Annotated in this window: 1 protein-coding gene; it reads left to right on the forward strand. The window is 53.5% G+C overall.

Annotated elements, in window-relative coordinates:
• On the forward strand, nt 1-1,321 hold a 1,321-nt coding region (locus FKW19_RS15210; RefSeq protein WP_150150622.1), incomplete at both ends, for a lytic transglycosylase domain-containing protein.

Consider the following 1,321-nt stretch of genomic DNA (forward strand, 5'->3'; position numbering starts at 1 on the left):
GATCTGGCTGCTGTCATGAACACCACGGTACCAGATGCTGCCAAGACGCTGGCAGCAGCACTGGAAGATCCGGCCAAGGAAGCACAGGCACTGGCAGATCAGCATTTGCCCGGCTTCAACGCTGGGCTGGTGCTGAGCGTGCAGCATATGGTGCAGATGGGCCAGCAGGCTGATGCCGTTTCTCTGGTGATCCAGAAGCTGGAAAGTGCCATTCATGGAGCTGCTGATCAGGGCCTGACACCGTTCCAGACTGCATGGCGCAAGCTCAGCGATGAAATGGGCGGTGCATCCAGCATTATCGCGTCTGAATCCCGTAGCATTGGAGATCTGTTTGTCTCCATGGCAACAGAGGGCATCAACGCTGCGGATGATCTGGTCAAGCATCTGAAAAAACTGCCTGATGAAATCAGTAGCATCTGGAGTAGCATCAAATCTGGATCATCTAGCGGCTTTAGCTGGCTGGAAGGCAAGATCGAAAGCCTGATGCCCGAAAGCCTGCGAAAGCTCATGGCACAGGGCAACACGGCAGATCCTACGTTCTCCATGCCCAGCAATCCGGCAACATCTGCCACGCATGTGCAGGCAGATGGCGGCATCAAGTCCGTGCAGAGCATGATTGACCAGGTGGCGCAGGAACAGCACCTGAATGGTGATATCACCAGTCTGATGCACGCCATAGCACCTGCGGAAAGCAGCACGGGCCAATACCTGAAAGGTCAGTTGGTGCGCTCCAGTGCCGGTGCCATTGGCGCCATGCAAGTGAAGCAAGACAACGCGGCCGGAAATGATCTGACAGATCTGCACGGAAATGTTTCTGCCAGTGCTCAGCTGCTGGAGCACCTATACACCAAATATGATGGTGATCAGACACTGGTTGCCATGGCCTATAACTGGGGAGAATCTAACCTAGACCGCTATTTGAAAAGCGATGGTGATCCTAGCCGCATTCCTGCGGAAACCATGGATTATCTGGCAAAAACTACAGAGGGCGTGCCTTATGGCGCTGTCACATCTGCAAACATGCAGAAATCTGTGGATAGCGTGGTTTCGCAGGGTGATACTGGAGTAAATGGCCAGCGTGATGATCTCACGCGCTCTCTGGTAAAGCAGGAAGGTGCTCTGGATACTGTCAATAAGCAGTATCAGGCTGGCATTATTTCCCAGAAAGAGTGGTCTGATCAAACAAAGGTTATTCATGATCAGATAGACGCTACCAGCGCCTCTCTCGCCAATCTGCGTGATCCCTTGCAGGAAGTGGATCATTCGCAAACGCTAGCCGCACAAAGCGCATCTGCCTTAACGGGCTATGACCGGCAGATGG

Source organism: Acetobacter sp. DmW_125128, assembly GCF_008704325.1.
Classification (GTDB): domain Bacteria; phylum Pseudomonadota; class Alphaproteobacteria; order Acetobacterales; family Acetobacteraceae; genus Acetobacter; species Acetobacter oryzifermentans.